Here is a 23,553-nt window from a genome sequence, read left to right as displayed (position 1 = left end):
AACCGGACCGGCGGACAGCTCGACGGACGGCACGACGGACTGACTGTGCGGGGTCAGTCCGTCGACGGCCCCGGTCGTGGCCCGGGCCGCGTCCGCCCGTCCTCACACCACGGTCGGCAGCGGCGGTTCGACCGCGAGCGGAGCGGTGGAGCGGGCCCGGTGCTGGGCGGCCCACGCGGTGAGGGCCACCGTGCAGGCGTGGTCCAGGTGGCGCAGCCCGGACCAGTCGAGTTCCACCGGCCGGTCGGCCGGCAGCCGTTCCAGGGCGTCCAGCAGCCGGGGCAGCCGCAGGAAGGTCGCGTTGCCGCTGAGCCGGACGCGCTGCAGGGCCTCACCGGACGGCAGGACCAGTTCCTCCAGGCCGATCTGCAGGTGCGAGGTCTGCCAGGCGGACTTGGCCACGGCCAGGCCGATGCCGATCAGCACACCCTCGAACAGGTCGGTGGCGATGATGGCGCCCGCGGTCACCGCGAGCACCAGCGCCTCGCCCCGGTGGCCGCGGCAGAGCGCGGCGATCCGCCGCAGCGGGACGAGCTTGGCGCCGGCGTGGACCAGGACGGCGGCCAGCGCGGTGAGCGGGACGAGCCCGAGCATGCCGGGCAGCAGCGCGGTGAACAGCAGCAGCCAGAGCCCGTGCAGGGTGCGCGAGGCCTTGGTCCGCGCCCCCGCCTGGACGTTGGCCGCGCTGCGGACGATCACCGCAGTCATCGGAAGGGCACCGAGCAGCCCGCAGACGGTGTTGCCGATGCCCTGGGAGGTCAGCTCGCGGTCGTAGTCGGTGCGCCGGCCGTGGTGCATCCGGTCGACGGCGGCGGCGCTGAACAGCGTCTCGGCGGAGGCGATCAGGGTGAAGGCGACGACCGTACCGAGGCCGGCGGTGCCCGCCACCGCGCCGAGCGCGGCACGGTCGGGCAGGTGGACGACGTCGAGCAGGCCGGACACCCGGACCCTCGCCACCGGCAGGTCGGCGGCGGCCGTGACGGCGGCGGCCAACCCGACCGCGGCCAGCGGCGCGGGGACGCCGCGGGCGACGCGCCCGGGCAGGTACTTCCAGCCGACCAGCACGAACAGGGTGGCCAGGCCCAGGGCGACCGCGCTCGGGTTGGCCACGCCGGTGACCACGTCCGCCAGCAGGTCGGGCAGTCCGGCGATCTTCTCCGGTCCGGTGGCCGGGGCGCGACGGTCGGCGAGCGCGTACAGCTGGCCGAACAGCAGGGTCAGCCCGATGCCGGCCAGCATGCCGTGCACCACCGAGGCGGACATCGCCCGGAACCAGCGGCCGAGCCGGAGCGCTCCCATCACGATCTGGAGCAGCCCGGTGCCGAGGACGAGCAGGCCGAGGGCGGTGACGCCGAAGCGCTGGACGGCCTCGTAGACCAGGACGGTCAGCCCGGCGGCCGGGCCGCTGACCTGGAGGCTGCTGCCGGGCAGGACGCCGACGACCAAGCCGCCGACGATGCCGGTGACCAGACCCAGCTCGGCGGGGACGCCGGAGGCGACCGCCACCCCGACGCACAGCGGCAGGGCGACCAGGAACACCACCAGCGAGGCGGGCAGGTCGTAGCGCCAGGGGACGGCGCGCAGCACGGCGAGCGGGGGCCGGCGGCGGCCCGGCGGGGCGGCCTTGCCGGGGTGGCCCGGCGGGGCCTTGCGGCGGCGGGGCGTTCGGCTCACCCGGTCACCACCGGGGGGCGGGCAGGGAGACAGCGCATGGCGGCGTTCCTTTCGCGCGCCCGCCGCTGCGGGCGCGCCGTCACAGGGGGTGAGGAAGTCGCGGGGGGTGAGCAGGTCGCGGGGCGGTGAGCAGGTCGCGGGGGAGGCGAGGAGAGGCAAGGGAGGTGGACCACACGGGGGCGACAGCGGTACGGCCGCAGGTCCGGGCGGACCGGACGGCGGCGGCGGGTGTCGGGTCGGTGCGGCCAGGGGGTGCGTCCCTCGCTCGGGTGCGGCGGACCGGGCACGCTGGTCCTGGACGGGACCGGCCGCCGGAGCTCCCCCGCTCCCGGACCGTCCCGAATCCCCCTTGCCGCGGCCTCAGTTGGACATCACGGGCCCGGCGTGCCACCGACGGTACCCAGGGGTGCGGGGTGGGCCGACCTCGGGCACCGTCCCTTCACCCGCACTGCACACCGGCCGCGCTTTCCGCCGCGGAACGGCCGGTTCCCCGGGTACACCAGCACGATCGGCGCCCACTTGTACGAACCCGGCTCCGCCTCCCCTCCCCCGGACGGCCGCAGCGACCTGCGGTTTCACCCCCTGGGCCGGCTTCCACATTCTGTTGAACCTCCCCTTGACGCCCCGCCGAGCCCAGCCGTACCGTATTTCCACATACAGAAACCGTTCTTCCGTATGGTGGAATTCTGGAGATGAGCCCTCCGACCCACTGCGGGCCGACGCAGGAGAGACCCGATGCCTCGTATGACAGCCGCCCGCGCGGCCGTGGAGATCCTCAAGCTCGAAGGCGTTGAGGTCGCGTTCGGCGTGCCGGGCGCAGCCATCAACCCCTTCTACGCCGCGCTCAAGGCCTCCGGCGGGATCAGGCACACGCTGGCCCGGCACGTCGAGGGCGCCTCCCACATGGCCGAGGGCTACACCCGCGCCAAGGCCGGCAACATCGGCGTCTGCATCGGCACCTCGGGCCCGGCCGGCACCGACATGATCACCGGCCTGTACTCGGCGATCGCCGACTCCGTCCCGATCCTGTGCATCACCGGCCAGGCCCCCGTCGCCCGCCTGCACAAGGAGGACTTCCAGGCCGTCGACATCGCCTCGATCGCCAAGCCCGTCACCAAGGCCGCCACCACCGTGCTGGAGGCCGCACAGGTCCCCGGCGTGTTCCAGCAGGCCTTCCACCTGATGCGCTCCGGCCGTCCGGGCCCGGTCCTGATCGACCTGCCGATCGACGTCCAGCTGACCGAGATCGACTTCGACCCCGAGGCCTACCAGCCGCTCCCCGTCTACAAGCCGGCCGCCAACCGGATCCAGATCGAGAAGGCCCTCGCGCTGCTCCAGGCGTCCGAGCGCCCGCTGATCGTCGCCGGCGGCGGCGTCATCAACGCCGACGCCGCCGAACTGCTGCGGGAGTTCGCCGAGCTGACCGGCGTCCCCGTGGTCCCGACCCTGATGGGCTGGGGCATCGTCCCCGACGACCACGAGCTGAACGCCGGCATGGTCGGCCTGCAGACCTCGCACCGCTACGGGAACGAGAACTTCCTCGCCTCCGACTTCGTCCTGGGCATCGGCAACCGCTGGGCCAACCGCCACACCGGCGGCCTGGACGTCTACACCGCGGGCCGCACCTTCGTCCACGTCGACGTCGAACCCACCCAGATCGGCAGGATCTTCGCCCCCGCCCTCGGCATCGCCTCCGACGCCAAGGCCGCACTGGAGCTCTTCCTCCAGGTCGCCCAGGAGCTCAAGGCCGCCGGACGGCTCAAGGACCGCAGCGCGTGGGCCGCCGCCACCCAGGACCGCAAGGCCCGGCTCCAGCGCCGCACCCACTTCGACGACGTGCCGCTCAAGCCGCAGCGCGTCTACGAGGAGATGAACAAGGCGTTCGGCCCGGACACCCGCTACGTCACCACCATCGGCCTCTCCCAGATCGCCGGCGCGCAGCTGCTGCACGTCTACCGGCCGCGGCACTGGATCAACTGCGGCCAGGCCGGCCCGCTCGGCTGGACCATCCCGGCCGCGCTCGGCGTCGCCACCGCCGACCCCGAGGGCCAGGTCGTCGCGCTCTCCGGCGACTACGACTTCCAGTTCATGGTCGAGGAGCTGGCCGTCGGCGCCCAGCACCGCATCCCGTACGTCCACGTGCTCGTGAACAACGCGTACCTGGGCCTGATCCGCCAGGCGCAGCGCACCTTCGACATCGACTTCCAGGTCAAGCTGGAGTTCGAGAACATCAACGCGCCGGAGCTGGGCGTCTACGGCGTGGACCACGTCCGGGTCGCCGAGGGCCTGGGCTGCAAGGCGATCCGGGTCACCGAGCCCGAGGGCCTGCTGCCGGCCTTCGAGGAGGCCAAGAAGCTCGCCGCCGAGTTCCGCGTCCCGGTCGTCGTCGAGGCGATCCTGGAGCGGGTCACCAACATCTCGATGGCCGCCGCCGACATCGACAAGGTCAACGAGTGGGAGGAGATCGCCACCCTCCCCGAGCACGCGCCGACCGCCGTCAAGCCGCTGGCGCTCTGAGCCCGCCGTGGGCCACTCGGGGCGGGCGCCGTGCTGCGCCCCGCCCCGAGTGGCCCACGAACCCACCGGGTACCAACCGGGTGACGCCCGCACGCGACCGCCCAGCCGCGACCGCCGCGCACGGGCCCGGAACCCCGGGAGAGACACCATGCCCTTCACCATGGACAGGGCCGAGCGCGAGCGGTTCCTCGCCGCACCGCACGTCGGCGTGCTGGCCGTCGACTCCGGCACCGGACCGGACCGGGGACCGCTGGCCGTACCGGTCTGGTACTCCTACGTCCCGGGCGGCCTGCTCACCGTCATCACCGGCCGCGACTCCGTCAAAGCCCGACGGATCCGGGCCGCCGGGCGGTTCACCCTCTGTGCCCAGCACGAGCAGCACCCGGCCGCGTACGTGAGCGTCGAGGGCCCGGTGGTGGCGATCGAGGACCGGCTCGACCCGGACGAGTGGGCCGCCCTCGCGAACCGCTACCTGCCGCCCGAGGCCGCGCGCGACTACCTCGCCTCCGCCCGGGAACAGTTGGCCGCCGACATCACGCTCCGGATGCGCCCCGAGCACTGGTCGAGCGCCGACTTCTCCGCCTTCGGGGCCGATCTGCCGGAAGACCGGTAGGTCGGGCCCGGTCCAGGTGGTCACGGCCACTACGGTGGCTCGGCGAGACTCCGTTCCACACACCTGCCGAAAGGACCACCCCCGTGAGCCTGTACGACATCCCGCTGCGCACCCTCACCGGCGAGCCCACCTCCCTGGCCGAGTACAAGGGCAAGGCCCTGCTGATCGTCAACGTCGCCTCCAAGTGCGGCCTGACCCCGCAGTACACCGGCCTGGAGAAGCTCCAGCAGCGGTACGCCGCGCGCGGGTTCACCGTGCTGGGCTTCCCCTGCAACCAGTTCGCCGGGCAGGAGCCGGGCAGCGCCGAGGAGATCCAGACCTTCTGCTCCACCACCTACGGCGTCACCTTCCCGCTGTTCGAGAAGATCGACGTCAACGGCGACGACCGGCACCCGCTGTACCGGCAGCTGACCCAGGTCGCCGACGCCGAGGGCGAAACCGGTGACGTCAGCTGGAACTTCGAGAAGTTCCTGGTCTCCCCCGACGGCACCGTGGCCGCCCGCCTGCGGCCGCGCATCGAGCCGGAGTCGGCCGAGCTGACCGCCGCGATCGAAGCCGTCCTGCCGGCCTGATCCCCCCGCCGACGGACCGGCCCCGGGCACCCGCCCGGGGCCGGTCCGTCGTTCCGTTCCCGGCCCGGCCGGCATCACCCACTGGCGCTGCTGACCCCAGCCCTCCATCGGTGTCCACTCGTGCTCCAGGATCGAGTAGGTGATCGAGTCACGCCAGGCGCCGTGGACGAAGACGTGATCGCGGATCCGCCCGTCCTCAGTCATGCCCGCTCGCAGTAGGGTGCGTGCGGAGGCCTCGTTGAGCGGGGATCGGGCTGCCCAAATACGGTGCAGTCCCAGGACGTCGAAGCCGAGCGCGCACAGCAGATGGACGGTCGCCGTGCCGAGGCCCTTGCCCCACTCGGCGGGATGGAGGGCGAAGCCGATGGTGGCGGCCTGCTGCGGCTCGGTGGCCAATCGGGCGTAGCCGATCAGCCGATGCTCACCGAGGTGGGTGACAGCAAGGCCGTACTCGGTCCTCGGGCCGTCCTTCGCCGTCATCCTTACCCCGGTCCTCGCCCCTTGGGGCGGAGCACATTGGCGCGTTGGATATCCCAAGGGCTGCCCAACGCGCCGCCCTCGACCGGGGGGTCGATGGACAGTCATCTGGTGATCGCGGAGAGCCGCCTTCGCAGGGGCTCCTCCAGGTCGAGGTTGTCGCCTCGGGTAATGGTCTGCAGCAGTTCAGTGATGACGACAAGTTCGGCAAACTGCCCGGCTGGCGTGTCGAGGATGTGGGCGAGTCGGTGACGGACCTGGGCGGCGGTGTCCGGCACCAGGACGCTGTACGAGTACAACAGTGCCGCGTCGTACCCGGCAGGCGCGACGCCCCAGCCTTCCCAGTCGAGGACGGTGAGGGTCGGGCCCGTGAGGTTGGCCCAGTGCAGGTCACCGTGGGCCGTCGTCCAGGCAGGCACCCTGGTGTCGATCGGGATGCCCAAGTACTGGGGCATGGCGCGGTCCAGGTATTCCTGCCGGACCGCCACCCGGTCGCTGGGGACGGCGGCGATGGCGTCGAGGGCGGTGCTGAGCCCGTCCCACCAGGTGTGGTCCAGGTCAGGTGTTTCCCGGAGGATCGGCTCGTGGGTGGCGATGGTGGAGGCGGTGATCTTGTCGTACAGCTCCGCCAGGTAGCCGTGCTCGCCCTCGGTCCAGGTACGCCGCTCCCGCAGGCGTGGCCTGGGTACCGCAGGAGGCATGCGCCGTTCCGCCTCCTGCGGCCCCTCCCAGAGCTTTCCGCCGGCCTTGTCGGCAGGGGCCGACACCAGGCGGAGCCAGCCCTCGCCGGACGCCGTGGCAACCGGGCGGCTGAGGGTACGTCCACGCCAGCCCCACGCTTCGCGGGAGCCGATCGGCCTCGCGTTGAAAACGGTTGCTGCTACGGCGTGCATCTCACGCATCCGCCTGGCGGTGTCCGGCTCAGGTTCCGAGTACATCAACGACCCTTCGGAGTACGTCCGGAGACAACGGCGGTCGGCCGACAGCTTCGACGGCCCCCGTCCAGTGTTCCGGGTTCCCCGTCGACAGGAGTACACGCTTCACCCCTGGGGCTGAAGCAACGACGGCAAGGGCGCTCTCGGCACTGGTCTTGCCCGGGGCGATCAGCTCGGACAGTTCAGGAGTGGCCAGGCCCGGGATCTCCCCGCCGTGGAGCGGGGCGGAGGCGAACACCTCCAGTCCCGCATCCAGGGCATCGGCCAACGGGCCGTGTCCGTCGAGAGCCTGAGCGATGGGCGCGAGGTGGACGAGGGAGACCGGGAGCTGGATGGCGCACAGGTGATGATTCGGCCCGCCGGCCTTGATCGCGAGTTCGATCAGCGTGGGTACGTCGAAGAGGCCACTGCTGAAGCCGCGCCAGGTCGCCACACCATAGGCGCTGATGATCTGTTGGCTGCACGCCTCCTCCAGAGCCAGGACGGCGTTGTAGAGCCGGCCGGTGATCTCGCCGTCCGGGCAGGCGTGCTCGGGGTTGTGGACGAACACCAGGTCGGGTACCCGGCTGAGCATGAGCTTGGAGCGCGTGAGCTGCCAGGCGATGTAGTCCGGGGTGAGGCAGTACCCGCGCTGGGCGTCCGCCGCGGACAGGGCACCGGCTCGTACCCCGATGTGCCTGGTGCCGGCCGGGACGAAGCCCACCTTCGTGGAGACGCACAGATTCGGGTAGGCAGCCAGAGCCACTGCGAGCGACGCCTCCGCCCGGCCGCCTGCGTAGTTGGGCGCCGTGTCCACCCAGTCGGTACCTCGGGAGGCGGCCATCAACGCTGCCTCGGCCACATCGAGGCAACGGTAGGTGCCGAGGCCCAGCCGGGCGGTCATCGTAGGCCTCCGATCGCGGCGGCCTGGCCGTCGACCAGCTCCGTCACGACACCGGCCGCCTGTCCGAGAGCAACGCCCGCGGCCTGCGCGAGATCGGCCAGCCGGTGAGGTTCCCCATCGGCGAGGAGCGCGAGCATCGGCTCGGCCCTGGCGGCAAACGTCCACTCCTCGCCGCCAGCGGTCAACCGGACGGTGTCGTCGGGCAGAGCCCTGAGCACGGGCCGCGTGGTGACCAGGCGTACCTGCAGGTCGGCATCCGGCGGGGCCGCCATGATGTGGGGCAGCGACGGCACGAGCCGGGCTCGCTCGGTGGCGTCGCGAGCGGAGGAGAAGCGGGCGATCAGGTCGTCGCTCTCCAGCTCGGTCGCGATGAGCTTGCCGATTGTGTCGAGGAAGGCGCGCTGCTCCTCGGCGGCCCCGAAGCGCGGGACGTCCGCCCGGACGGTCTCGTGGGCACGCAACATCTCCGACAGCCAGGTGATCAAGTCGGCACCCGTCGTGCTCTGCAGCCCGCACGTGACGTGCAGCGAGTGCTGGCCCTCGGAGGCGGCGACGGCGTGCCACCAGCCCCGAGGCAGATAGAGCACATCGCCAGCGGTGAGAACCAGATCAGCGACGGGCTCTTCGGGCGGCGGCTCGGGCGTCTCGACGTCACGGTGCATCGGCACCGTGCGGGTGGGACCGTAGATGCGCCAGCGCTTCGCGCCGTCGAGCTGGACGACGACCACGTCGTGATCGTCCCAGTGGACGCCGAAGCCCTCGATCCCGGTCCAGGAGGCGTACAGGTTGACCTGCACGCCGGTTCGCAGCCGGCGCTCAAGCTGGCTGGCCAGAGCACCGATGCCGGGGTGAAGTTCCTCGACAGCATCCAGGACCAGCGTGGCACCCTCGGCGAGCCTCTTGTGCAGCTCGGAGGGCTGGAGCTGGTACCAGACGGTGCTCCGCCGGGTGGTGATCGGCCGGGAGTACGTGTGCGCGGGCACCTGCTCCCCATTGGCGGCGAGGCGGAAGCGAGGCGGTTCGAACCGGTGGTGGGTCAGGATGGTGTTGAGGTCATCCCAACTCATGAGTCCGGCGAGCGACGCGGATTCGCCGCGTGCGACCTTGAAGCTGCGGCCGAGCGTCTGGGCGAGGAAGTCATCCCCGCCCAGACGCTCAACCACCGAGAAATGCTCGGCGGTCATCGTGCTACAGCCGTCAGTCGTTGGTGTCGGTTCGGCCGGTGGAGCCGCCGTCCGACGGCTGCTCGCCACGCGAGCGGGCCGCGGCGACCTTCGTACGGGCGACCAGCAGACCGTCGCCCTCCGGCTCGGTGCTGGTCGTCAGGTTCTCGGGCATGAAGCACTCCTTCAGGATCACGGGGCGGGTGGCTGCCCAGCCCCCGTCGTTGGTGCAGCGATGGATCCGTTGCCAGGACAAGCCGCTGGCAAGGACCCTCAGGTGCTTGTGCCGCACGGCTGTTGACCAGCGCGGCCACCTGCATCCCCCCAAGCCCGCGTCGGGGCGGAGGAAGCCTTGTCAGGCACTGGTCGGGACGACGTCCCGTGCCTTCGGGGCCGCGGCCCTCACCAGCGTGGTGAGTCGCTCGTCGCCCGAGACGGCAGTGGTGGTGCCGACTTCGAACCAGATCCGCTTGCCGGCGGGGTCCGGGTCGGCGCCCCAGTTCGTCGCGAGCGCTGCCACCAGGAACAGCCCTCGCCCGTCGGTGGCATCGAGATCGATCCCGCCGATAGCCGGCAGTTCGTGGCCGACATCCGTCACTTCGACGCGCAGCCGTTCACCGTCCCAGGACACGCACACGACGCACGGGGCGTGAGTGTGGGACACGGCGTTGGCGATCAGCTCGCTGGACAGCAACTCGACATCGCGGAGCGCGTCCTCGACCAGCGGCAGTCCCCAACCACGCACGGCCCGTATCACCCGCCGCCGTGCGTCCGGCACGGCCTCGGCACTGGGCAGCACGCGAAAGCCGAACGGGGCAGGGGTGACCGCTTGGCGAGTGGTGACGGACATGAGTGCGGACCTTTCACCGGGACGAGGTCGGCAGCGGGCCGATTCGCGCCGGGATTCACCCGGCAGGTATCTACAGAACCGCCTCCAACACCGGTGAACCAGAGCAGAATTGAAGCGGAAATGAGGCATCCGTGCTGCAAATGCGGGCATGACCTGGCCTGTTATCGCTGCAGACGAACTGACGTACCTCTGGAGGACGCGCGATGGCATCCAGGAGGTCCCGGCTGATCCAGCGCAGGGAGGCGGTCGGCCACACCCAGGAATCCCTGGCTGAAGCCCTCGATGTGGACCGTACGACCGTGGGGCGATGGGAGAGCGGCAGGGGTGCCCCACAGCCCTGGATGCGGCCGAAGCTCGCCCGCGCCCTGGAACTCTCGGTCGACCAGTTGGCCGACCTGCTGGCAGTATCCCCTGCAGCCGCCGAAGCAGTTCCACAGTCCAGCAGCGTCGGCGAAGCCTCGCTTCCTGTCCCTGACCTGCGCACGGACCACGACATCGATTTCGTTGTGGCCGTGGCAGCCGACTCGGCAGAGTCCGCGCTGTTCCTTCGCTTCGCGAGCGCCTCCAACGTGGATGACACGCTGCTCGAACAGATCGACGCGGACATCGCGCGGCTGGCAGGGGACTATGTGAGCAAACCGGTGTCCGAGCTCTTCCACGACATCGGGACCCTCCGGCGAGGAGTGTTCGACTTACTCCGAGGTCGCCAACACCCTTATCAGACAGGCCATCTTTACCTGCAGGCCGGACGCCTCTGCGGCCTGGCCACTCATGTCGCCCTCGACCTCGGCCAGTACGCAGCTGCGGCTACACATTCGCGAACGGCCTGGCGCTGCGCGGAGTCAGCCGACCACAACGGCCTTCGGGCCTGGATCCGTTCCGTCCAATCCCTGATCGCCTACTGGCAGCAGGACCACCGTCAGGCCGCCGAGCTGGCCAGAGCCGGACTGCCGTACGCGGACAGTGGGACGATCGCAGCTCGTCTGCTCAGCCTCGAAGCACGGGCCACCGCCGCGCTCGGAGACAGCGCGAGCGCGCTACGAGCCGTGGAAGCTGCCGAGGCGGCGCGGAGCGCCGTAGCCGCCGTGGATCTTCCCGGTGTATTCACGTTTCCCGAGGCCAAGCAGTGGACCTACGCCGGCACCGCGCTCCTTGCCCTGGGCGCCCGGTCGCATGTGAACCGCGCCATCGAGGCGTCCTCCAGGGCCATCGACCTGTACGAGTCTGCACCGCGGCAGGAACAGTCCTCCGGTGACCTGCTGGCCGCCCGACTTGACCTCGCCAACGCCCACCTCGCCCACGGCGACCTCGACGGCGTGCAGGAGAAGCTCTTGGTGGTGCTGGACGCCGCACCGGACCGGCGAACAGCGAGCATCTCCAGCCGCCTTCGGGCGCTGAGCGTTCGTCTTGCCGAGCCCGCCTACGCGGGCTCCCCGATCGTCCTGAGTCTCCGCGAGAATGTCAGAGAAGCCTGCTCTCGACCCGCACTCACGAATCCTCCGGAGCTGCCCCAGTGACGAGCAACACCGCACAGCAGGACGCCGCAATCGCCGACAAGTCCATCCTCGCGAACAGCGCCTACGCCGACGGACGCCATCTGGCCGCCCGCCAGTCCATTTACCGGTGGCAGCAGCCGCAGTACGACCTGCCCGGGATCGTCCTCGAAGAGCTGGCCGACACAAGCGGGATCGTCCTCGACGTCGGCTGCGGCAACGGCAAGTTCGTCAGTCGCCTGCACAAGGACCGTCCGGACCTTCAGGTCATCGGGATGGACATCTCGGCGGGCATCCTCGCCGAAGTCGAGAAGCCGGTTCTGGTGGCCGACGCCCAGTTCCTGCCCTTCGCCGACAAAAGCGCCGACGCCTTGTTGGCCCTGCACATGCTGTACCACGTCAGCGATATCGAGGCCACGATCAAGGAGCTGGCCCGCGTCCTCCGACCTGGCGGTGTGCTCATCGCCTCGACCAACAGCGACACCGATAAACAGGAGTTGGACCGGCTCTGGGCCCGGGCCGCAGGCGACATCCTCGGGATCCCCGAGGGCCCGGCGCGGGTCTCCCTCAGCTCCCGCTTCTCCCTGGAGAAGGCCCCCGGCTACCTCGGGACAGCGTTCAAGGACATCCGGGTGCGGGAACTACCTGGCGCCATCGAGATCACCGATCCTGCGCCGATCGTTTCCCACCTCGCCTCCTACGAAGCGTGGGCTGACCAATGCGGCGTCCCTTTCCGCGAGACGGTCAGTCGGGCAGCAGAGATCGCTGCCGCCGCCATCAAGACAGAAGGCTCATTCAAGATCACGTGCCTCGGTGGCATTCTGACCTGCAGGCGGTAAGACGGCCAAGCGAGGTGGTCGCTGCCTAAAATGACAAGGTGATTTCCTCACGCCATCATGACTGCTCTGACTCATCCGCCCTCCTCCAGGGCGGAAAGAGCAGTCATTCATATGCCTTCTTTGTGTCTCGGATGAAATTAGGATGATTGCCGCTGTGCAGCTCTATCCACGCGGTTCCCGCATCCATCTTTCCAATCTCGGCGCAGAGACTTCCAAGTGGCCCCGCCTACTGGCTCGATAATGTGAGTCAGTCCAGATCTGCTGACCGCAGCCGCTGTGGCGTCGGCCTATGACGATGTGTTACATGGCGTCGGCCTGCTGCGTACTTGCTAGACAGAAGGCGGTCCCCGGCCTTCACCTCCAGCTTGCTCCCCTCGGCCATGCCCCCTTCTCCCGGTCGACACGGCGTCTACTCGCATTGGTCATTTCATGACGAACCTTCACGTTGTCATCGCCATTCAAGAAGAAGAGCCGACACCGTCGTCGCCCACCTGCGGCCCCGGGTCGAGCCGGAGTCAGCCGAGCTGACCGCCGCGATCGAAGCCGTCCTGCCGGCCTGATCCCCCCGCCGACGGACCGGCCCCGGGCACCCGCCCGGGGCCGGTCCGTCGTTCCCCGGGGAGTGGAAGCGTCAGGCGGCTGCGGCCTAGATGATCGGGGGCCGACCGAGTCGGGTCATGGTCCACACCGTGCGCCAGCGCATCGGCTTGCGCCGACCGCACGGTGTGCGCCACCCCTCGGCGAAGCCCGAGAACCAGGCCTTCAACCCGGTGGCGTTCCTGGTGCGGGCGACCGTGAGCGCGACCCACACGCCGAGGTAGACCGGCACCAGCAGCGCGGGCAGGTGGCGACGCGCGAGGTACACGCGGTTGCGGGCGTTCACCCGGTAGAAGAACGCGTGCCGGGTCGGGCTGGTCCGAGGGTGCTGCAGCAGCAGCTCCGGTGCGTACAGCACCCGCCAGTCCGCGTCGAGTGCCCGCCAGGCCATGTCGGTCTCCTCGTGCGCGAAGAAGAACGCGTCCGGCCAGTCCCCGACCTGCCGCAGCATCTTCGTCGACAGACCATGGCCGCCGCCGAGGAAGCTGGTCACCTCGCCACCGCGCATCGGATCGCCGGCCCGCAGCCGGGGAACGTGGCGGCGCTGGGTCAGCCCGGTCTCGTCGGCGATCCGGAAGGACACGATGCCCAGCCCGGGGTCCGCCTCGTACAGCGCCTCGATCCTCGCGAACACGTCGTCGGCGACGAGCAGGCCGTCGTCGTCCAGGTCGATCACCACGTCCACGTCACGCAGGTGCTCCAGCGCCACGTTCCGGCCACCGGTCACCCCGAGGTTCTCGGCCAGCTCGACGCCCTCCACCCACGCCGGCAGCTCCGGCAACGGGCAGCCCTGGGCGACCACCACCGTCCGCGCCGGCCTCACGGTCTGCATCTCCACCGAGGCCAGCAGCTCGGCCAGTTCCTTCGGCCGCGTGCCCATGGTCAGGACTGCCACGCCCAGCTTGACGCCCACCGAAACTCATCCCTTCGAGGAAGCACACATGACCCGACGAACTCACCGCTCGGGCGCCGTGCCGCTCGGGGAACTCGCCGAGAAGCGGATGCCGCCGGACCACCAGGTCATGGACCAGCCCACACTGAACCGGATCGCCGGGATGCGGCCCGAGGTCTCCGCCGCGCCGCCCACCCTGCCACACTCGCCACTCATGTCGGTACCGGACGTCACCTGGTACTACCAGTCTGCGAACTGCGAAAACGCACCAGAAGGGGGCCCTGTCGGCGACCGACAGGGCCCCTCTCATCGCTGCGCAGCACCCCGTTCCGGAACGGGCGAAGATCAGCCCGTACCGAAGCGTGGGCGAGGGCGTATCACTCGCCGTCGGTGCCTACCGGGACCTGGTCCTCCTGGATAATGACGTGCTCCTCACCGTCGACCGTGATTTCAGTGCCTGCGTACGTGCCAGACGGAGTCTTGTCCTTGCTGTCCTCAGCCATGTCTCCTCCTTCAGTTCGACACGTTGTCGACCCGCACCGATCTGCCATGACTGACAGTCACCGAACTATCAGCCTTGACAGATCAGAGGGAGCCCTGTCGATGCCGACTAGTCGACAGCATTCGCGACCTGATGGAACATCAGAATTTCGAGAAGTCCACGTCACAGCAACAGGCGCGTCCCCGGCGGGAGTTCACCGGAACCGGCAGCATGGTGCAGGTGCGCAAGCAGGGTCGTGCGCAGGGCCTCCGCGGCTCGGGTCAGCGGCACCTCGTGGCCGTGTGCGACGGCGATGGTGCGGCCCAGGCCCGGGGCGGCGAAGGGTGTGACGGACAGTCCCGAGCGGGCCGCGACCATTCCGGGGACGACCGCGGGGCCGAGTCCGGCCCGGACGAAGCCGAGGACGGCGTCCATCTCGCCGCCCTCCACCGCGAACTCCGGCTCGAAGCCGGCCGCCCGGCAGGCCGCCAGGGTCGCCTCCCGGACGTCGTAGCCCTCCCGGAACATCACCAGCGGGCGCCCCCGCAGCTCCGCCACCCGCGCCTTGCGCCGGGTCTGCCGCTCGGCGGAGACCAGTACCAGCTCCTCGTGCAGCAGTTCGGTGACGGCCAGCGCCGGTGCGGCCTCCCCGCTCGGCGGGGTGATGATCAGCGCGAGGTCCAGTTCCCCCGCCGCCAGCGAGCGGACCAGGTCGCGCGAGCCGCCTTCCCGGACCGCCAGTGCCACCCCCGGGTGGCGGTCCCGGAACACCCGCAGCACGTCCGGCACCAGGCTGGTGCACAGGCTCGGCGGCGCGCCGAGCCGGACCCGGCCGCGGCGCAGCTGGACCGTCTCCTGGACGGCCAGCCGGGCGCTCTCGGTGTCCGCGAGGATGCGCCGGGCGAGTGGCAGCAGCGCCTCCCCGGCGTCGGTCAGGGCGATGTTGCCCCGGGTGCGGTGGAACAGCTCGGCGCCCAACTCCCTTTCCAGCGAACGGATCTGCTGGGAGAGCGAGGGCTGGGCGACGTGTGCCGCCTCGGCGGCCCGGGTGAAGTGGCGGGTCTCGGCGACGGCCAGGAAGTAGCGGAGTTGCTGGAGCTGCACCCGACCAGGATAGGCCGCATCGATAGGCCACAGCTATCGTCACGAGCCGCAGCATGTCTTGGACGCACCCTGGTGGCCGTCCCTACCGTTGCAGCCATGACAACCGCGACTCGGACGGCCCGGCATCCGTCCACCCTGGCGACGCTCTGGCGGTCGACCGTCGGCAAGAAGGCGGTCATGGCCGTCACCGGACTGGCCATGCTGCTCTACCTGGTCGCGCACATGCTGGGCAACCTCAAGGTGTTCGCCGGCCCGGACGACATCAACGGCTACGCGGCCTGGCTGCGCACCATCGGACAGCCGTTCCTGGGCCACGAGTGGTTCCTGTGGATCGCCCGCTTCGGCCTGCTGGCCGCCGTCGTGCTGCACGGCGTCTCGGCCTACCAGCTCAGCCGCCGCGATCTCGCCGCCCGGCCGAGCAAGTACGTCCACAAGCGTCGCCGGGCGAGCTACGCGACCCGGACCATGCGCTGGGGCGGGGTGATCCTGGCGCTGTTCATCGTCTGGCACATCCTCGACCTGACCACGCTCACCGTGAACCCCGCCGCCGAGCACGGCCGCCCGTACCAGAACATCGTGGCCTCCTTCGGCCAGTGGTACAGCTGCCTGATCTACATCGTCGCGATGCTCGCCGTCGGCCTGCACATCCGGCACGGCTTCTGGAGCGCCGCGCAGACCCTCGGTGCCAACAACGCCCGCCGGGACCGGGTGCTCAAGCTGACCGCCAACGGCCTGGCGCTCGCGCTGACCGTCGGCTTCCTGTCCGTCCCCGTGGCCGTGATGTTCGGAGTCGTCAAATGAGCTACCTGGACTACACCGTCGGCGAGCCCGTCGCCGACACCAAGGCCCCCGCCGGGCCGATCGAACAGCGCTGGGACCAGCGGCGGTTCGAGGCCAAGCTGGTCAACCCGGCCAACCGGCGCAAGCACACCGTGATCGTGGTCGGCACCGGCCTGGCCGGCGGCGCGGCCGGCGCCACCCTGGCCGAACAGGGCTACCACGTCGTCCAGTTCTGCTTCCAGGACTCCCCGAGGCGGGCTCACTCGATCGCCGCCCAGGGCGGCATCAACGCGGCCAAGAACTACCGCAACGACGGCGACTCGGTCCGCCGGCTGTTCTACGACACCGTCAAGGGCGGCGACTTCCGCGCCCGCGAGTCCAACGTGCACCGGCTCGCCCAGGTGTCGGTCGAGATCATCGACCAGTGCGTCGCCCAGGGCGTCCCGTTCGCCCGCGAGTACGGCGGCCTGCTGGACACCCGTTCCTTCGGCGGCGTGCAGGTCTCCCGCACCTTCTACGCGCGCGGCCAGACCGGCCAGCAGCTGCTGCTCGGCGCCTACCAGGCGCTGTCCCGGCAGATCGCCGCCGGGAACGTGGAGATGCACCCGCGCACCGAGATGCTCGACCTGCTGGTCGTCGACGGCCGGGCGCGCGGCGTCGTCGCCCGCGACCTGGTCACCGGTGCGATCAGCACCCACACCGCCGACGCCGTGGTCCTCGCCAGCGGCGGCTACGGCAACGTCTTCTACCTCTCCACCAACGCCAAGAACTCCAACGCCACCGCGATCTGGCGGGCCCACCGGCGCGGCGCCCACTTCGCCAACCCGTGCTTCACCCAGATCCACCCCACCTGCATCCCGCGCTCCGGCGACCACCAGTCCAAGCTCACCCTGATGAGCGAGTCGCTGCGCAACGACGGCCGGATCTGGGTGCCCAAGGCGCAGGGCGACACCCGGCCGCCGGCCGAGATCCCCGAGGACGAGCGGGACTACTACCTGGAGCGGATCTACCCGGCCTTCGGCAACCTGGTGCCGCGCGACATCGCCTCCCGGGCCGCCAAGAACGTCTGCGACGAGGGCCGCGGCGTCGGCCCCGGCGGGCAGGGCGTCTACCTGGACTTCGCCGACGCCATCCGCCGGCTGGGCCGGGACGCCGTCGCCGCCAAGTACGGCAACCTGTTCGACATGTACGAGCGGATCACCGCCGAGGACCCGTACCGGGTGCCGATGCGGATCTACCCCGCGATCCACTACACGATGGGCGGACTCTGGGTCGACTACGACCTGCAGACCACCGTCCCCGGCCTGTTCGCCGTCGGGGAGGCCAACTTCTCCGACCACGGCGCCAACCGGCTCGGCGCCAGCGCGCTCATGCAGGGCCTCGCCGACGGCTACTTCGTCCTGCCGCCCACCCTGAACGACTACCTGGCCCGCAACCCGCTGCCCGCCGTCCCCGCCGACCACCCGGCGGTCACCGAGGCCGAGGCCGAGGTCGAGGACCGGCTGAACCTCATCCTCGCGGTCGACGGCGACCGCACCCCCGACTCCTTCCACCGCGAACTCGGCGAACTCCTCTGGGACGAGTGCGGGATGGCCCGCGACGAGGCCGGACTGCGCCGGGCCCTGGCGCGGATCCCGCAGCTGCGCGAGGAGTTCTGGCGCCGGATCAAGGTGCCCGGCACCGGGCAGGAGCTCAACCAGTCGCTGGAGAAGGCCAACCGGCTCGTCGACTACTTCGAGCTCGCCGAACTCATGTGCCTGGACGCCCTGCACCGCGCCGAGTCCTGCGGCGGCCACTTCCGCACCGAGAGCCAGACGCCCGACGGCGAGGCCGCCCGGCGCGACGAGGAGTACGGCTACGCCGCCGCCTGGGAGTTCACCGGCACCGGCGCCGCCCCCGTCCTCCACCGCGAGGCCCTCGACTTCGCGTACGTCCACCCCACCCAGCGGAGCTACGCATGAACCTCACCCTGCGCATCTGGCGCCAGGCGGGCCCGGACGCCCCCGGGTCGATGACGACCTACCAGGTCGGCGGCATCAGCCCCGACATGTCCTTCCTGGAGATGCTCGACAGCCTCAACGAGGAGCTGATCACCAGCGGGGACCAGCCCGTGGCCTTCGACCACGACTGCCGCGAGGGCATCTGCGGCGCCTGCGGCATGGTCATCAACGGCCAGGCCCACGGCCCCGAGCGGACCACCACCTGCCAGCTGCACATGCGGCACTTCCGGGACGGCGACACCATCGACGTCGAGCCGTGGCGGGCGGCGGCCTTCCCGGTGGTCAAGGACCTGGTGGTGGACCGCTCCGCCTTCGACCGGATCATCGGCTCCGGCGGCTACATCTCCGCCCCCACCGGCAGCGCCCCCGACGCGCACGCCACGCCCGTCCCCAAGGAGGCCGCCGACACCGCCTTCGAACACGCCGAGTGCATCGGCTGCGGCGCCTGCGTGGCGGCCTGCCCGAACGGCTCGGCGATGCTGTTCACCTCCGCCAAGGTGGTCCACCTCAACGTGCTCCCCCAGGGCGCGCCGGAGCGCGCCTCCCGGGTGCGGGACATGGTCACGGCCATGGACGCCGAGGGCTTCGGCGGCTGCACCAACACCGGCGAGTGCGCCACCGCCTGCCCCAAGGGCATCCCGCTGCCCAGCATCGCCGCGATGAACCGCGAGTTCCTGCGGGCCGCGCGCGGTTGACGCACCGCTTCGACCGGCCCCGTGCCCCGGCCCCGCGCCCCCGGGTGCGGGGCCGACGGCGTGCAGCGGGGCGTGTGGGGCATTCGCACGCTCCCCCGAGGGGTGGTGGATCGTCAGGTCCCGCGCCCGCGCCCGGGAATTCGCGCTACCGTGGTCCTCCGCTACGGAAGGACGGCATATGCCCGAGGTTCAGTCCTGTTCCGGTTGCGGCGGGTCCGGGGGGACCCAGAAGACCGAAGCCACGGTCGAACGGGACGAGGAAGGGAGCATGGTGCCGAGGATCCACACCTTCTGGTCGCCCTGCGGTCGGTGCCACGGATCCGGGACGGTGATCGCCGGATGAGGCTGGTCTTCGAGTGTGTCGAGTGCGGCGGACACTACCTGCCGCCCGAGAGCATGGCGTACCCGGACGGGCCCGCCTCTCCGATCTGGTGCTCGCACTGCCAGGCGGCCAAACGGTCCGCCGGCGTCCAGGAGGACCCGCTGCTCACCCGCGTGGCCCTGGCCGCCGCCCGGGCCGCACTCGCCCGGCGCACCGCCGAGGGCGAGCCCGCCGCGCGCGCCGACGTCCGCCCGTCCCGGCCGCCGCTGTCCCGCCGGGCCCGCTCCGGCCCGGGCGGGGTGCGCAGCAGGCTGGGCTGAGCCCGCAGCCCCCGGGCTCGCGGGGAACCACCCCAGCCCGGATTCGCCTTAGAAGAGCGCCTCCTGGGTGTCCGGCTCCGGCGGGCGGACCCGCTCCTCCAGGGCCACCCCGGACGTCGGACGGCCGGAGACGGGCGCGAGCGTCCAGCCGGTGAGCAGCCGGGTGTCCAGCAGCAGCGGCCCCGAGCCGTCGGCCTGGTCCAGGAACAGGTGGCGGCCCACCGGCGGCCGCAGGGTGCCCGCGATCACCGCCCCGTCGGCCAGGCCGCCGACCTGCCGGTACGCCTCCGGTGCGCCGTCGGACAGCCCGAACCGCGCCACGTGGTCGACCACCGGGCGCTCGGCGAGCAGCTCCAGCGCGTGGCCGGCCAGCAGGCGGTGCGCCTGGGCCCGGGCCTCGGCCAGCACGGCCCGGCGGTACGGCTCGTCGCCGTGCGCCCACCAGTGCTCGGTCTTCAGCCTGGCCTTGAACCGCTCGCGGGCCAACCCGGAGGCGGCGACGGTGAGTTCGGCGCGCCGGATGGCCGGCAGCCCGCCCCGGGCGGTGAACGCGTAGGCCAGCGCGCCCTGTTCGAGCAGTCGGCTGTCGCCGCGCTGTTCGGCCGTCAGGCCGATCTTCAGCAGGCCGTCGCCGAACCAGGCGAGGTAGAGCAGGTACGTCCGGCCGTCGTCGAGGATCTGGTCCCGGGCGAGGGCCAGGCCCCGGTCGACGCTCTGGCAGGCCGGGCACTGCACGGCGGCGCCGTCCGGCGCGATCACCGCGTGGTGCGGGCACGGGGTGCGCTCCGTCGCCCCGGCCAGCCAGGCGCCGGTGCAGCGGCGCGGCCCGCCCAGCAGCCAGCCGACCTCCGCGCCGGGCGTGACGGCCCGCTCGTGCGTCTGGCCGCCGCGCACGGCGCCGAGCAGGGCGCGGCCCTCGTGCCAGCTCAGCCCGGTGGAGACCCAGCCGGCGGGCCGGTCCGGGTGGTGCTGCGGTGCGATCGTCACGGGCATGCCTCCCTCTCGAACCAGTGCAGAGTACCCGCCGCCCCTGACAAGTGCGGCCCCTGACAGTGCCCCCTGCTAGCCTCCGCGACCATGACGCCCGAGCCCGCCGCCCAGTCCCCCGTCACCGCCGACGACCTCGCGCTCGTCCTCCGGCTCGCCGCCGCCACCCTGCGCGCGGCGCCCGCGGACGCCGACTGGTCCCGGCCCGCCGGGACGGTCACCTGGGACTGCTGGACCACCGTCGAGCACCTCGCCGACGACCTGCTCGCCTACGCCGCCCAGCTCGGCCCGGCCGCCCCGCCGCGCGAGCGGTACGTCCCCTTCGCCACCGAGCGCCGCTTCCCCGGCGGGCCGAACAACTTCGTCCGCGCCGACCGCGCGAGCGGGCCCGACGGGCTGGTCGAGGTGCTGGAGGCGAGCGGCGGGCTGATGGTCGCGATCGCCCGCGCCGCCGCGCCCGAGGTCCGCGCCTACCACCCGTGGGGTGTCGCCGACCCGGCCGGGTTCGTCGCGATGAGCCTGGTCGAGACGCTGGTGCACCTGCACGACGTCGCCCAGGGCCTCGGCCTGCCCTGGGACCCCCCGGCCGACCTCTGCCGCCGCGTCCTGGCCCGCCTCTTCCCCGACGTCCCCGTCACCGCCGCCGACGCCCCCTGGCCGACCCTCCTGTGGGCCACCGGCCGCGCCCCGCTGCCCGGCCGGCCGCTGCGCACCGACTGGCGCTGGCACGCCCAACCCGGGGACGCGCCCCAGGTGCACTGACCGGTGCAGTGCAGCCGTGCTGCTCGCGGGGCTTGGCCCGGTGGGGTGTTCACGTTCTATTGTTGCGGGCGCGGTTGGCGGCGCGGCCGGGAGGCGTGCGGCGCGACCGGTCCGGCGTGCAATGAAGGGGTGGACGGTGGCGGGGCGGCGGAACGACGGAGTGCTGGCGATCTGGGCGGAGGCGCAGCGACAGCAGCAGCGCCGGGAGGAGGCCCGCTGGCGTGCCGAGGCGGCGCAGCAGCGCCGGCTGGAGCGCGAGCAGCGAGATGAGCAGCGGGCGACGGCCCGCAACGAGCGGGAGGCACAGCGGGCCTACCAGCAGTCCCGGGAGGCGGAGGCGGCCCGACTGACGGCCGAACTGGAAGCCCGGGTCGAGGAGTTGCGCGGGTTGCTGGCCGCCGGGCTGGCGGCTCCGGCGTTCGGCCCGCAGGCGCTGCTGGCGCCGCGCCCGGTGCCGCCGTTCGACCCGGGCCCGCTGGGCCGGCCGGTGGAGCTGCCCGATCAGGGCGGCCCCAAGTACCACGTGCCGCCGCCGGACCAGGTGCAGGCGCGCAATCCGGGGGTGCGGCGGCAGTACGAGCAGTACCTGGCGCAGGCCCGGGCCCGGTTCGAGCAGGACTGGTACGCCGCCCAGGCGCAGGAGGCCGACCGGCAGCGCCGGCTGGCCGCCTACCACCAGGAGTACCTGGCCTGGGCGGCGCAGTGCCGCCGCCAGGACGAGGACCGCGCCGCCCGTACCGAGGAGTTGCTGCGGCGGCTGCGCGCGGGCGAGCCGGAGGCGGTGCAGGAGTACTTCACCGCCGGCCTGTACGCCTCGGCGGCCTGGCCGGAGGGCTTCCCGCACCGCCTGGTGGCGGCCTGGGAGGCCTCGACCCGGCAGCTGGTGGTGAACTGGGAGCTGCCCGGCCCGGACGTGGTGCCGGCCGCCGGCCGGGTCCGGTACGTGAAGACGGACGACCGCGAGGCGGAGGTGGCCCGCCCGGCGACGGAGCGCAAGGCGCTGTACCGGGAGGTGCTGGCGCAGTCGGCGCTGCGGCTGGCGGCGGAGCTGTTCCGGGCGGACCGGGACGGGATGCTGGACTCGGTGGTGCTGAACGGCTTCGTCCTCGGCATCGACCCGGCGACCGGCCGGGAGGCGGAGCGCTTCCTCGCCACCCTGACCGCCTCCCGGGCCGAGTTCGCCGGGCTGGCGCTGGACCGGGTGGCGCCGGTGGACTGCTTCCAGGGCCTGGGCGGCAAGCTGTCGGCGCGCCCGGAGCGGCTGGACGAGGTGCGGCCGGACCGGCTGCCGGAGACGGTCGGCGGGAGCCTGGCCGGGCACGGCGGCGACGACGACCCGGACCTGTTCGAGATGGACCCGATCGAGTTCGAGGAGCTGATCGCCGAGCTGTTCCGGCTGCGCGGCTTCCGGGTGATGACCACGGCCCGCAGCGGCGACGTCGGGGTGGACGTGGTCGCCGAGGACCTGGACCCGGTGACCGGCGGCAAGATCGTGATCCAGGCCAAGCGCTACCGCAAGACGGTGTCCCCGACGGCCGTGCGCGACCTGGAGTCGACCGTCCGGCACCACGGGGCCAACAAGGGCATCCTGGTGACCACCGCCGGCTTCGGCCGCGGCTCGTACAGCTACATCGAGGGGAAGCCGCTGACGCTGGTCAGCGGGCCGGAGCTGGTGGAGCTGCTGGCCGAGCAGGGGCTGCGGGGGCGGCTCGGCGGCGGCTCCGCGGAACAGGAGAAGCCCGCACCGGCGGCCGCGCCGACGGACCGTCACAGCAGCCTGACGGTCAGCTGGCAGAGCCGGACGGCCGGCGGCGACGCGGTGGAGCTGGACGTCACCGCGTTCCTGTGCGCCGCCGGGCGGGTGCTGAGCGACGAGCACTTCGTGTTCTTCAACAACCCGCAGGACCCGGACGGCGCCGTGCGGCTGCACCCGACCCACTCGGTGCCGGGCGAGCCGGCCCGGGCGGTCCGGCTGACCCTGGACCTGGAGCGGCTGGCGGCCACGGTGGACGAGGTGGTGGTCGCCGTCTCCACCGAGGAGGAGGAGCCGCGGGCCCTGCCGCTCGGCTACGTGCACGGTGTCGCCCTGGCGGCGACGTACGGTCCGGGCGCGGCCGGTCCGGCGGAGTGGGCGGCCGGCACCGGCGGCGTGCCGGACAGCGCGATGCTCATGGGTTCGTTCCAGCGTGCGGGCGGCGGTTGGCAGTTCAGCCCGTCGGGCCGCTCGGTGACGAACGGTCTGCTCGGGCTGGCGGGCGCGTTCGGCGTCGCGGTGGAGTAGCACGGGGACCATCGTCCGCAGCACAGGGACCATGGTCCTCAGGGATCGGTGTCATACCTGAGGATGAGAAGACCCCCGCCGAGCCGCCGAGACGGCGGGGGTCGCCCCTCCTCGGGACATACGCATCGCGCTCGAACGGATTGGGAGGATGGAACGGAACCCGATTGTCCGTTCCCGCCCTCAGGAGCACCCCCGTGACGACCCCCGCAACCGCCGTCCGTACCGGCCTGGCGGCCGCCCGCGCCACCGGCCTCAACAAGGTCTACGGGGACGGGGAGACCCGCGTCGTGGCCCTCGACAACGTCAGCGTCGACTT

The 23,553-nt window shown here is 71.7% G+C and carries 21 protein-coding genes and 1 pseudogene; 11 read left to right on the top strand and 11 right to left on the bottom strand.

Features of this window, described 5'->3' with window-relative positions:
* Nucleotides 1-102 precede the first annotated feature (102 nt).
* Nucleotides 103-1,587 (bottom strand): SulP family inorganic anion transporter, encoded by a 1,485-nt coding sequence (locus ACFVHI_RS29610; RefSeq protein WP_063350860.1) that lies wholly within the window; start codon nucleotides 1,585-1,587, stop codon nucleotides 103-105.
* An 822-nt stretch (nucleotides 1,588-2,409) separates the two neighbouring features.
* Between ACFVHI_RS29610 and gcl the strand changes: the two genes are divergently transcribed.
* The 3 genes from gcl (at nucleotide 2,410) to ACFVHI_RS29595 (ending at nucleotide 5,376) form a co-directional block, all read left to right on the top strand.
* Nucleotides 2,410-4,191, top strand: a complete 1,782-nt coding sequence (gene gcl / locus ACFVHI_RS29605; RefSeq protein ID WP_063346093.1) for a glyoxylate carboligase — start codon at nucleotides 2,410-2,412, stop codon at nucleotides 4,189-4,191.
* 148 nt (nucleotides 4,192-4,339) lie between these two features.
* A complete protein-coding gene (locus tag ACFVHI_RS29600; RefSeq protein ID WP_063346094.1) occupies nucleotides 4,340-4,804 on the top strand; it encodes a pyridoxamine 5'-phosphate oxidase family protein in 465 nt (154 codons plus the stop codon).
* A gap of 83 nt (nucleotides 4,805-4,887) precedes the next feature.
* Nucleotides 4,888-5,376: a glutathione peroxidase gene (locus ACFVHI_RS29595; protein WP_063346095.1), complete on the top strand. Its 489-nt coding sequence runs from the start codon at nucleotides 4,888-4,890 to the stop codon at nucleotides 5,374-5,376.
* Nucleotides 5,377-5,634: 258 nt separating this feature from the next.
* Here the strand turns inward: ACFVHI_RS29595 and ACFVHI_RS29590 are convergent.
* The 6 genes and pseudogenes from ACFVHI_RS29590 to ACFVHI_RS29565 form a co-directional block, all read right to left on the bottom strand.
* Nucleotides 5,635-5,856, bottom strand: a pseudogene (locus ACFVHI_RS29590) (GNAT family N-acetyltransferase); the annotation flags it as partial.
* A 101-nt stretch (nucleotides 5,857-5,957) separates the two neighbouring features.
* Nucleotides 5,958-6,554, bottom strand: a complete 597-nt coding sequence (locus ACFVHI_RS29585; RefSeq protein WP_244293254.1) for a hypothetical protein — start codon at nucleotides 6,552-6,554, stop codon at nucleotides 5,958-5,960.
* A gap of 220 nt (nucleotides 6,555-6,774) precedes the next feature.
* A complete protein-coding gene (locus ACFVHI_RS29580) occupies nucleotides 6,775-7,671 on the bottom strand; it encodes an aldo/keto reductase (RefSeq protein WP_063346097.1) in 897 nt (298 codons plus the stop codon).
* Nucleotides 7,668-8,855 carry a cupin domain-containing protein gene (locus ACFVHI_RS29575; RefSeq protein WP_063346098.1) on the bottom strand — a complete coding sequence of 396 codons (1,188 nt, stop codon included), beginning with the start codon at nucleotides 8,853-8,855 and terminating at the stop codon, nucleotides 7,668-7,670. The genes ACFVHI_RS29580 and ACFVHI_RS29575 overlap by 4 nt, the downstream gene beginning before the upstream one ends.
* Nucleotides 8,856-8,868: 13 nt before the next feature.
* Complete coding sequence (locus tag ACFVHI_RS29570; RefSeq protein ID WP_167745844.1) at nucleotides 8,869-9,009, bottom strand: hypothetical protein; 141 nt, start codon at nucleotides 9,007-9,009, stop codon at nucleotides 8,869-8,871.
* Nucleotides 9,010-9,189: 180 nt separating this feature from the next.
* Nucleotides 9,190-9,684, bottom strand: coding sequence for an ATP-binding protein (locus ACFVHI_RS29565; protein WP_063346099.1), 495 nt, complete (start codon nucleotides 9,682-9,684; stop codon nucleotides 9,190-9,192).
* Nucleotides 9,685-9,887: 203 nt separating this feature from the next.
* On the opposite strand from ACFVHI_RS29565, the gene ACFVHI_RS29560 reads away from it, so the two are divergent.
* A complete protein-coding gene (locus tag ACFVHI_RS29560; RefSeq protein ID WP_063346100.1) occupies nucleotides 9,888-11,201 on the top strand; it encodes a helix-turn-helix transcriptional regulator in 1,314 nt (437 codons plus the stop codon).
* The gene (locus ACFVHI_RS29555; protein ID WP_063346101.1) at nucleotides 11,198-12,016 is read left to right on the top strand and encodes a class I SAM-dependent methyltransferase; all 819 of its coding nucleotides are present in this window, start codon (nucleotides 11,198-11,200) and stop codon (nucleotides 12,014-12,016) included. Before ACFVHI_RS29560 ends, ACFVHI_RS29555 begins: the two co-directional genes overlap by 4 nt.
* A gap of 646 nt (nucleotides 12,017-12,662) precedes the next feature.
* Here ACFVHI_RS29555 and ACFVHI_RS29550 read toward each other — a convergent pair.
* The 3 genes from ACFVHI_RS29550 to ACFVHI_RS29540 all read right to left on the bottom strand — a co-directional run bounded on the left by ACFVHI_RS29550 (nucleotide 12,663) and on the right by ACFVHI_RS29540 (nucleotide 15,090).
* On the bottom strand, nucleotides 12,663-13,493 hold the full coding sequence (locus ACFVHI_RS29550; protein WP_063350861.1) for a glycosyltransferase family 2 protein: 831 nt from the start codon (nucleotides 13,491-13,493) through the stop codon (nucleotides 12,663-12,665).
* Nucleotides 13,494-13,882: 389 nt separating this feature from the next.
* On the bottom strand, nucleotides 13,883-14,008 hold the full coding sequence (locus ACFVHI_RS29545; RefSeq protein ID WP_279634870.1) for a hypothetical protein: 126 nt from the start codon (nucleotides 14,006-14,008) through the stop codon (nucleotides 13,883-13,885).
* A gap of 161 nt (nucleotides 14,009-14,169) precedes the next feature.
* Nucleotides 14,170-15,090 carry a LysR family transcriptional regulator gene (locus ACFVHI_RS29540; RefSeq protein WP_063346102.1) on the bottom strand — a complete coding sequence of 307 codons (921 nt, stop codon included), beginning with the start codon at nucleotides 15,088-15,090 and terminating at the stop codon, nucleotides 14,170-14,172.
* Between the two features lie 96 nt (nucleotides 15,091-15,186).
* Here ACFVHI_RS29540 and ACFVHI_RS29535 point away from each other — a divergent pair, with 96 nt between their 5' ends.
* The 4 genes from ACFVHI_RS29535 to ACFVHI_RS29520 all read left to right on the top strand — a co-directional run bounded on the left by ACFVHI_RS29535 (nucleotide 15,187) and on the right by ACFVHI_RS29520 (nucleotide 19,207).
* Nucleotides 15,187-15,891, top strand: a complete 705-nt coding sequence (locus ACFVHI_RS29535; protein WP_063346103.1) for a succinate dehydrogenase cytochrome b subunit — start codon at nucleotides 15,187-15,189, stop codon at nucleotides 15,889-15,891.
* Nucleotides 15,888-17,831, top strand: a complete 1,944-nt coding sequence (locus tag ACFVHI_RS29530) for a fumarate reductase/succinate dehydrogenase flavoprotein subunit (protein WP_063346104.1) — start codon at nucleotides 15,888-15,890, stop codon at nucleotides 17,829-17,831. The genes ACFVHI_RS29535 and ACFVHI_RS29530 overlap by 4 nt, the downstream gene beginning before the upstream one ends.
* Nucleotides 17,828-18,565 carry a succinate dehydrogenase/fumarate reductase iron-sulfur subunit gene (locus tag ACFVHI_RS29525; protein ID WP_063346105.1) on the top strand — a complete coding sequence of 246 codons (738 nt, stop codon included), beginning with the start codon at nucleotides 17,828-17,830 and terminating at the stop codon, nucleotides 18,563-18,565. Before ACFVHI_RS29530 ends, ACFVHI_RS29525 begins: the two co-directional genes overlap by 4 nt.
* Before the next feature lie 339 nt (nucleotides 18,566-18,904).
* Entirely contained in the window at nucleotides 18,905-19,207 is a 303-nt protein-coding gene (locus tag ACFVHI_RS29520) for a hypothetical protein (RefSeq protein WP_063346106.1), read from the top strand.
* 48 nt (nucleotides 19,208-19,255) lie between these two features.
* On the opposite strand, the gene ACFVHI_RS29515 is transcribed toward ACFVHI_RS29520, so the two are convergent.
* Nucleotides 19,256-20,194, bottom strand: a complete 939-nt coding sequence (locus tag ACFVHI_RS29515; RefSeq protein ID WP_159398311.1) for a DUF2797 domain-containing protein — start codon at nucleotides 20,192-20,194, stop codon at nucleotides 19,256-19,258.
* A gap of 90 nt (nucleotides 20,195-20,284) precedes the next feature.
* Between ACFVHI_RS29515 and ACFVHI_RS29510 the strand changes: the two genes are divergently transcribed.
* Complete coding sequence (locus tag ACFVHI_RS29510) at nucleotides 20,285-20,956, top strand: maleylpyruvate isomerase N-terminal domain-containing protein (protein ID WP_063346108.1); 672 nt, start codon at nucleotides 20,285-20,287, stop codon at nucleotides 20,954-20,956.
* 136 nt (nucleotides 20,957-21,092) lie between these two features.
* The gene (locus ACFVHI_RS29505) at nucleotides 21,093-23,237 is read left to right on the top strand and encodes a restriction endonuclease (protein ID WP_159398312.1); all 2,145 of its coding nucleotides are present in this window, start codon (nucleotides 21,093-21,095) and stop codon (nucleotides 23,235-23,237) included.
* Nucleotides 23,238-23,553: the final 316 nt, after the last annotated feature.

The sequence above is a fragment of the Kitasatospora sp. NPDC127121 genome (genome assembly GCF_042677305.1).
Lineage (GTDB): Bacteria > Actinomycetota > Actinomycetes > Streptomycetales > Streptomycetaceae > Kitasatospora.
This window is presented reverse-complemented; position numbering and strand designations above follow the sequence as displayed.

Coding starts and splice junctions, on each gene's coding strand:
- gcl (WP_063346093.1), top strand. CDS start 2,410: ATGCCTCGTATGACAGCCGCCCGCGCGGCCGTGGAGATCCTCAAGCTC.
- ACFVHI_RS29600 (WP_063346094.1), top strand. CDS start 4,340: ATGCCCTTCACCATGGACAGGGCCGAGCGCGAGCGGTTCCTCGCCGCA.
- ACFVHI_RS29585 (WP_244293254.1), bottom strand. CDS start 6,554: ATGCCTCCTGCGGTACCCAGGCCACGCCTGCGGGAGCGGCGTACCTGG.
- ACFVHI_RS29580 (WP_063346097.1), bottom strand. CDS start 7,671: ATGACCGCCCGGCTGGGCCTCGGCACCTACCGTTGCCTCGATGTGGCC.
- ACFVHI_RS29575 (WP_063346098.1), bottom strand. CDS start 8,855: ATGACCGCCGAGCATTTCTCGGTGGTTGAGCGTCTGGGCGGGGATGAC.
- ACFVHI_RS29570 (WP_167745844.1), bottom strand. CDS start 9,009: ATGCCCGAGAACCTGACGACCAGCACCGAGCCGGAGGGCGACGGTCTG.
- ACFVHI_RS29565 (WP_063346099.1), bottom strand. CDS start 9,684: ATGTCCGTCACCACTCGCCAAGCGGTCACCCCTGCCCCGTTCGGCTTT.
- ACFVHI_RS29560 (WP_063346100.1), top strand. CDS start 9,888: ATGGCATCCAGGAGGTCCCGGCTGATCCAGCGCAGGGAGGCGGTCGGC.
- ACFVHI_RS29550 (WP_063350861.1), bottom strand. CDS start 13,493: ATGGGCACGCGGCCGAAGGAACTGGCCGAGCTGCTGGCCTCGGTGGAG.
- ACFVHI_RS29545 (WP_279634870.1), bottom strand. CDS start 14,008: ATGGCTGAGGACAGCAAGGACAAGACTCCGTCTGGCACGTACGCAGGC.
- ACFVHI_RS29535 (WP_063346103.1), top strand. CDS start 15,187: ATGACAACCGCGACTCGGACGGCCCGGCATCCGTCCACCCTGGCGACG.
- ACFVHI_RS29530 (WP_063346104.1), top strand. CDS start 15,888: ATGAGCTACCTGGACTACACCGTCGGCGAGCCCGTCGCCGACACCAAG.
- ACFVHI_RS29525 (WP_063346105.1), top strand. CDS start 17,828: ATGAACCTCACCCTGCGCATCTGGCGCCAGGCGGGCCCGGACGCCCCC.
- ACFVHI_RS29520 (WP_063346106.1), top strand. CDS start 18,905: ATGAGGCTGGTCTTCGAGTGTGTCGAGTGCGGCGGACACTACCTGCCG.
- ACFVHI_RS29510 (WP_063346108.1), top strand. CDS start 20,285: ATGACGCCCGAGCCCGCCGCCCAGTCCCCCGTCACCGCCGACGACCTC.